Below are 7,636 nucleotides of genomic sequence, written 5' to 3'. Positions count from 1 at the left end.
GTGCGTGCGTCCCCAAGCTGGTCCAGACCAATGAGGTTGTCAAGACCTCAAACACCTCTTGATGCACAGGGGCCCCATAGAGCCGAACCCCTCACTTCCACATGAACAGTGGGAAGTTGGGTGTCGAGTCGACCATGACGTGGATATGGTGCTGAGGCAGGAGTGCACGACGACCGGGGGTGTACGCGTTGCCGACCGCCATAGCCGTCACCGGCCCCGATTTGGTGCTGCCGTCGCCCGACCGGCACACGCCATCGGCGGCCGTCCTCCAGTCCGCCGCGCAGTCCCCGCGCACGTACTCGCTCGACCAGGCGCTCACCGAGATGGACATGCTCATCGAGCATCACGGGTATGTGATCGTCCTCTGCCCGGCCTCCGCGCCCACCGCCGTCGAGCACCGGCTGTACGCGATCCGCTCGGTCCTGGAGAGCGACCGCATCGCCGTCGTCCGCTCCGACCTGCCGCCGCTCGGCCTCGCCGTGCTCGCGCTCCAGCTCCGCCAGCTCTCGGTCTGCGACTTCAGCCCCGGCGTCCTCGCGTCGGCCGCGCGGCTCCTGTCCCACTACATCTACGCGGGCGCCCTGCTCGGCTCCGTCGCCAAGCTGGACCGCGTCCCCGTCACCCTCCAGTCGCACGCCAAGTCATGGCTGCCGGGCGCCCAGTTCGCCGTGCTCGCCACACCCCGGCCCGAGCTGGTGAAGGTGGTGGCCGGAGACGGCGCGGCGACCCTGCCAGGACCCGGGTTCGGTACGCGGATGCTGTACGCCCCCGGGCAGCTCGCGCCCGGCTGGGTCACCGACACCCTCGCCCCGGCCTGGAACTGCCAGGGGGTCACCGAGGCGCGCCCGAGCGCCGAGTCCGCGCGCTGGTGGGCCACCGGCAGGCTCGTCGAGTTCGCGGCGGCCATCCCGGACATCTCGGTCCTCTACCAGCTCGTGTCGTCCGTCCGGCGCGACGACTGCCACTGGTGCGGGCTCGAACTCATCGGGGACCGCTGTGCGTTCTGCGCCGCGCCGCTGCCCCCGGTCATGGACCGCCCCGCGCCACCGCGCACCCTCGCGCCGGGCGGCGCGACCGCCCTGCCCCGGGGCGCCACCTAGCCGCCGCCCCGGCCTCGTACCCGCACTCCGTACGCGACCCGACCCCGACCGATCCTGCGCCACATCGCTCACTGTCCGTAGCCAACCGCACGCGATCGAGGTAGTCCGGCCCATGAACTCACGCCAGCGCCGCGGCGTCATCCTGCTGGTCCTGTCGGTCCTGTGCGCGCTCGGCGCGTTCGCGGGCGTGCTCTCGGTGATCCGCGACGTGAACTCCAAGGTGGGCCCCGAGACCCCCGCGTACAAGCTCAAGACGGACATCGCGCCCTACAAGGAACTCACCGCCGACCAGTTCGAGAAGGTCGAGATGCCCGAGCGGTGGCTCTCCGGCAACGCCGTCACCGACCTCGGCGAGATCCGCGGCAAGATCGCCGTCACGCAGCTCAGGAAGGGCTCGCTGCTCCAGTCCGACATGATCGTGCGGCGCCCCGAACTCGGCCCCGGGCAGCAGGAGATCGCCATCATGATCGACGCCGCGACCGGTGTCGCGGGCAAGATCACGCCGGGCGCGAAGGTCAACATCTACGCCACCTTCAAGGGCGAGAGCGACAGCGCGAAGGACCAGTCCAAAGTCATCGTGGAGGGCGCCAAGGTGCTCGACGTCGGCAAGCTGACCCCGCTCGAACCGGACCAGGACGACCGCACGCGCCGCAGGGCGAGCGAGGCCGTGCCGATCACCTTCGCCCTCGGCACGGCGGACGCGCAGCGCGTCGCGTACGCCGAGTCGTTCGCGACCCACGTCCGGCTCGCCCTGGTCGGCGCGGGCGGCGACGCCACCGTCCCGCCGCGGGACCGGACGTACACCCTCGACGAGGACAAGTAGGAGGCTCGTATGGCCACCCGGATCCTCCCCGCCGTCGGGGACATCGAGGCCGCCCGCGCGCTGTCCACGCTCGCCGGACAGCTCCCCGACGCCGAACCCGCGCTGCCGGTCGGGGACTCCACCGCGCTCCTCGACACCCTGGCCCGGCTCGCCGCCGAGTCGGTCGACGAACTGCCCGAGGTCGTCCTCGTCCACGAGCGCATCGGGCCCGCCCCCGCGCTCGACCTCATCAGGGACCTCGTCCTGCGCTTCCCGGCCGTCGGCGTGGTCCTGATCACCGCCGACACCAGCCCGGAGCTCCTCACCGCCGCCATGGACTCCGGCGCCCGCGGCATCGTCGGCTTCCCGCTCGCCTACGACGCCCTCGCCGAACGCGTCCAGGCCGCCGCGGCCTGGTCCGCGGGCATGCGGCGCCACCTGGGCAGCGGGGGGCTCGAACTGTACGGGGGAAGCGGCCCCGCGGGACCGCCCGGCGCCGGCACGGTCGTCGCCGTCAGCGGGGCCAAGGGCGGCGTGGGGACGACGGTGACGGCGGTCCAGCTCGCCCTCGCGGCCCAGGCGTCGGGACGCTCGGCCGCCCTCGTCGACCTCGACCTCCAGTCCGGGGACGTCGCCTCCTACCTCGACGTGCAGTTCCGGCGCTCGATCGCCGACCTCGCCGCCATCAGCGACATCACGCCCCGCGTCCTCCAGGACGCCGTCTACACCCACGAGACCGGCCTCGGCCTCCTCCTCGCCCCCGCCGACGGCGAACGCGGCGAGGAGGTCACCGACCGCGTCGCCCGCCAGACCCTCGGCGCCCTGCGCGCCCGGTACGACGTCGTGGTCGTCGACTGCGGCGCCTACGTCACCTCCGCGAGCGCCACCGCCGTCGAGGTCGCCGACCACGCCCTGCTGCTCGTCACCCCCGACGTGGTGGCGGTCCGCGCGGCCAAGCGCGTGGTGCGGCTCTGGGACCGCCTCCAGGTCCGCAAGGCCGAGGAGACCCTCACGGTCGTCAACCGGCACGGCAAGGGCACCGAGATCCAGCCCTCCCTGGTGGAGCGCGTCACCGGCACCAGGACGGCCCGCACCACCGTGCCCGCCGCCTTCAAGGAGCTCCAGACCGTTCTCGACGCGGGCCGCATGCAGGACCTGGAGAGCCGCTCCTCGGTCAAGCAGGCGCTCTGGGGCCTCGCGGGCGAACTGGGCCTCGTCGAACCGCGGGCCAGGGCGGGCGCCAAGGGCGGCGGCAGGCGCGGCGCCCTCGCCCTGCGCCGCAGGGCCGCGAGCGGCGACCGGGACACGGCCCGCGGCGGCGACCGGGGCGCGGTCACCCTCGAATTCGCGGCGATGTTCCCGCTGATCCTCGTGGTCATGACGATCCTCTGGCAGTGCGCGCTCTACGGCTACACGTACTCCCTGGCGGGCAACGCCGCGGACGAGGCGGCGCGGGCCGCGACCGCGGCGTACGCGGTGGGTGACGGCGCGGCGGGCGCCTGTTCCGCCGCCGCGAAGGAGCACCTGCCCGCCGCCTGGCAGGACGCGGAGGTCTCCTGCACGGACGAGGGCACGGTGTGGAAGGCCCGCGTCTCGGTGGACGTGCCGGTGTTCTTCCCTGGCTTCGACGCGGGGTGGCACGTCGACGGGAAGGCGGGCGCGGCCAAGGAAGGTGCCGAGGGAGGGGCGGGATGAGGGGCTTCTTCGTGCGGTGCCGAGGCCGTGGCCGCCGACTGACCGGGGACGACCGGGGTGTCTCGATGCTGGAGTTCGCCGGGTTCCTGCCGGTCCTGCTGCTCGTCGGCCTCGCGGCGATCCAGCTCGGCCTGGTCGGCTACGCCGCAGGCCAGGCGGGCTCCGGCGCCCGCGCGGCGGCCCGCGCGGCCTCGCAAGGAGACTCCGGGGAGGCGGCGGGCGCGGCGGCCATGGACGGCGGCCTCGACTCCTCCGTCGGCGTCAGCCGGGGCGGCGGCACGACGACGGCCACGGTGGAGGTGCGGGTCCCGAAACTGCTGCCGTTCATCGACGCCGGATGGAGCGTCACCAAGAAGGCCACGATGCCGAACGACGATGCAGCCGACGCCGACGCCGGGTATTGAAGCCCCCGTACCACCCGAACAGTCCGTACACGAGAAGGAGGTCGAAGGACGGCATGAGCCTGCGTGACCGCGTGGCCCCGACCCGCCAGACCGAGCCGAGCCGTGACGACGGACTCGTCGCGGTCTACCGCGCCAAGCTCCTGGAGGAGATCGACCTCGCCGAGATGTCCTCGCTGACGGCGGCGGACCGCCGCGTCCGCCTGGAGCGCGTACTCGGCCACATCATCAGCCGCGAGGGCCCGGTGCTCTCCACCGCCGAGCGCGCCCAGCTCATCCGGCGCGTCGTGGACGAGGCCCTCGGCCTCGGCGTGCTCGAACCGCTCCTCGCCGACGCCTCCATCACCGAGATCATGGTGAACGGCCCCGACTCGGTCTTCGTCGAGCGCAACGGCCGCGTGGAGCAGCTCCCGCTCCGCTTCGCCTCCAACGACCAGCTCATGCAGACCATCGAGCGCATCGTCTCGACCGTGAACCGCCGCGTGGACGAGTCGAACCCGATGGTCGACGCCCGCCTCCCCACCGGCGAGCGCGTCAACGTCATCATCCCGCCGCTGACCCTCACCGGCGCTACGCTCACCATCCGCCGCTTCCCGCGCGCCTACACGCTCCCGGAGCTGATCGGCCTCGGCTCGCTCGACGAGCACATGCTGATGCTGCTCGCCGCGTTCGTGCGCGCCCGCTTCAACCTCATCGTCAGCGGCGGCACCGGCACCGGCAAGACCACGCTCCTCAACGCGCTCTCCGGTCTCATCCCGGCCCACGAGCGCATCATCACCATCGAGGACTCCGCCGAACTCCAGCTCCAGCAGGACCACGTGATCCGCCTCGAATCCCGCCCCGCGAACGTCGAGGGCAAGGGCCAGATCACCATCCGCGACCTCGTACGCAACAGCCTCCGCATGCGCCCCGACCGCATCATCGTCGGCGAGGTGCGCGGCGGCGAGACCCTCGACATGCTCCAGGCGATGTCGACGGGACACGACGGCTCGCTCGCCACCGTCCACGCGAACACCGCCGAGGACGCCCTGATGCGGCTCCAGACCCTCGGGTCCATGTCGGAGGTGCAGATCCCCTTCGAAGCGCTCAAGGACCAGATCAACTCGGCCGTCGACGTGGTCATCCAGCTCGCCAGGCACAGCGACGGCTCCCGCCGGATCGCCGAGATCGTGCTGCTCGTCTCGCACGGCCGCCAGCAGTTCCGCATCGTCCCCGTCACCCGCTTCGTGCCCCGCCCGATCGGGCCCGACCGCGTCGTGCACGGCTATTACGAACATCTGCCGCTGCCGCGCGAGGTCGCCGACAAGCTGTACGGGGCGGGCGAACCGGTGCCACCGGCGTTCGGCGTGGCGGAGGCCATCGACGTGATGAACACGAGAGAGGCGATCGGATGACCGGCGGACGGCCGACCGACCTGTCACGCCACCCGGCGGGAGGCGCCCGATGAACGATCCCGCGCTGCTCGCGCTCGGCGCCACCCTGCTCACCGGCACGCTCGCCGTCGCCGGGGTCCACACGTACGCTTCGGGGCGCGCCCAGCGCGCGGCCCTGGTGGACCGCCTCGCGCTGGGACCCGGCAGCGGGGACGGCGGGCCGCCGGGCCGTGCGCGCCGCTTCGCCGCCGTCGACCGCAGACTCCGCCGCACCCGCCTCGGCCGCGCGATCCACCTGCGGCTCTCCTCGACGGGACTCGACCTGACGGCGGGGGAGTTCTTCAGTTACGTGGTGGCGGTCGTCGCGGCGCTCTGGGCGATGGCGGCCGCGACGCTCGCCCCCTTCTTCGGGCCGATCGCGGGGGTCGTCGCCGTCTGGTGCGCGGTCGCGTTCCTCAACTGGCAGCGGCAGAAACGCATCGAGGCCTTCATCAACCAGCTCCCCGACGTGGCCCGCATCCTCGCCAACGCCACGGCGGCGGGCCTCGCCCTGCGCACCTCCCTGGCCATGGCGGCGGAGGAACTGGAGGCCCCGGCGGGCGAGGAGCTGTCGCACGTGGCCGACCAGCTCACCCTGGGCCGCTCGATCGACGACACCCTGGGCGAACTGGCCGAACGCCTGCCCTCGCGCGAGCTGATAGTGCTGGTGACGACGCTCGTCCTGTCCAACAAGGCGGGCGGCACGGTGGTCAACTCCCTGCGCAACCTCACCCAGACCCTGGAGGACAGGAAGGAGACGCGGCGCGAGGTCCGCACGATGCTGTCGGAGGTCCACGCGACCGCGTTCACGGTGCCGCTGCTCGGCCTCGGCTCGCTCCTCCTGATCAACTCCTCCAACGAGGGCGCACTGGAGCGCGTGACCGGCTCCCCGATGGGCCAGACGCTGATCCTGATCTCCCTCGGCCTGTACGGGATCGGCTTCTTCGTGATCAGGCGCCTCGGAAAGATCGAGGTCTGAGCCGTGCACCGGACAGGGAGGGGACGACGTTGATGGCGCTGGCTCTCGCGGTGCTGATGGGTCTCGCGGTGGCGGGCGTCTGCCAGGGCATCCGCATGTACCGCGCGGACGCGAAGCTGCCCGCCGACCTCGCCGTGGCCCTGGAGGTCGGCGCGACCCGGGTCTCGGCCGCGGGCTCGGCGGTGGACCGCCTCGGGATGCGGTTCGCGCCGCTGGTCCTGCGCCTGATGGGCCCGAAGCGGGTCGACGCCAAGCGGCAGCGCATCGACATGGCGGGCAACCCCGGCGGCCTCACGATCGACCGCTACGCGGCACGCCGCGCGGTCTACGGCGCCTTCGGCGTCCTCCTCGGCCTGATCTTCCTCACCAACGGCTCCCCGCTCTTCGCCCTGCTGACCTTCGCCTTCGGCGCCACGGCCGCGGACGGGCTGATCTGGCAGGCGATCCGCGAACGCCGCGAGGTCATCGACCGCACGCTGCCGGACTTCCTCGACGTCCTCGCGGTCGTGGTCTCCGCGGGACTCGGCTTCCGGCAGGCGCTCGACCGGGTGGCGGAGCGGTACGAGGGTCCGTGGGCGGACGAACTGCGCATCACGCTGCGCCAGATGGACATGGGCGTCAGCCGCCGCCAGGCGTTCGACGCGCTGCGCCGCCGCAACTCCTCCGAGCAGGTCGCCCAGTTCGTCTCCGCGCTCCAGCAGGGCGAGGAACTCGGCTCCCCGATCGCGGACACGCTCATCCAGATCGCCACGGACATGCGCCGCACCGACGCCCAGAACTCCCGCCGCCGCGCGGCGAAGACGATTCCCAAGGCCACGATGGTGACGCTGGTATTCATGCTCCCCGCCACGATGATCCTTATCGCGGCGGGCATGTTCCTCGGCTCGGGCTCCGACTTCGGCTCCATTCTGGGACGTTGACGATGCCGCCGAGATCGACTTCGCGAAAACCCTTCGCGGGTGCAACTGGATGTGGGACAGTCGGTCCTGAGTTCGCGGTTCGCGGGAGGGGGTTTCGTGCATGGTGATCTCACAGGTGGGGAAGAGAATCCGCCAACTTGCGGGGCCGGGGTGGGCGAAAACCCCTTGGTCGCGCAGAGTTGCTGCCGAGCCACGTGTTGTCGCGTACGTTGCCTTTGGCGACGCCGACGGTGGTCGCGGTGGTCGCGGAATCGGGTGGCAGAGAAGGAGCCGTCGTGCTGMAGSAACGCGTSCTCGAAGYCTGGGTCGMCCGGACACTGACGATCG

The 7,636-nt window shown here is 72.0% G+C and carries 7 protein-coding genes; all 7 read left to right on the top strand.

The features are described from left to right. Positions 1–179: 179 nt before the first annotated feature. The 7 genes from AB8Z36_RS26075 (at position 180) to AB8Z36_RS26045 (ending at position 7,309) form a co-directional block, all read left to right on the top strand. Positions 180–1,100, top strand: coding sequence for a hypothetical protein (locus tag AB8Z36_RS26075; protein WP_369215815.1), 921 nt, complete (start codon positions 180–182; stop codon positions 1,098–1,100). Between the two features lie 112 nt (positions 1,101–1,212). Then, positions 1,213–1,923, top strand: coding sequence for a Flp pilus assembly protein CpaB (gene cpaB, locus AB8Z36_RS26070; protein ID WP_369215814.1), 711 nt, complete (start codon positions 1,213–1,215; stop codon positions 1,921–1,923). Positions 1,924–1,932: 9 nt separating this feature from the next. After that, positions 1,933–3,597 carry an AAA family ATPase gene (locus AB8Z36_RS26065; protein WP_369215813.1) on the top strand — a complete coding sequence of 555 codons (1,665 nt, stop codon included), beginning with the start codon at positions 1,933–1,935 and terminating at the stop codon, positions 3,595–3,597. After that, complete coding sequence (locus AB8Z36_RS26060) at positions 3,594–4,001, top strand: TadE/TadG family type IV pilus assembly protein (protein ID WP_369215812.1); 408 nt, start codon at positions 3,594–3,596, stop codon at positions 3,999–4,001. The genes AB8Z36_RS26065 and AB8Z36_RS26060 overlap by 4 nt, the downstream gene beginning before the upstream one ends. A gap of 53 nt (positions 4,002–4,054) precedes the next feature. Further along, positions 4,055–5,392, top strand: a complete 1,338-nt coding sequence (locus tag AB8Z36_RS26055) for a CpaF family protein (RefSeq protein ID WP_369215811.1) — start codon at positions 4,055–4,057, stop codon at positions 5,390–5,392. A gap of 49 nt (positions 5,393–5,441) precedes the next feature. Further along, positions 5,442–6,389: a type II secretion system F family protein gene (locus AB8Z36_RS26050; protein ID WP_369215810.1), complete on the top strand. Its 948-nt coding sequence runs from the start codon at positions 5,442–5,444 to the stop codon at positions 6,387–6,389. Positions 6,390–6,421: 32 nt separating this feature from the next. After that, a complete protein-coding gene (locus AB8Z36_RS26045) occupies positions 6,422–7,309 on the top strand; it encodes a DUF5936 domain-containing protein (protein WP_369215809.1) in 888 nt (295 codons plus the stop codon). Positions 7,310–7,636: the final 327 nt, after the last annotated feature.

This window comes from Streptomyces flavofungini, assembly GCF_041028215.1.
GTDB lineage: Bacteria > Actinomycetota > Actinomycetes > Streptomycetales > Streptomycetaceae > Streptomyces > Streptomyces flavofungini_B.
Note: the sequence above shows the minus strand (reverse complement) of the source record. Positions and strands in the feature narration are given on the sequence as shown.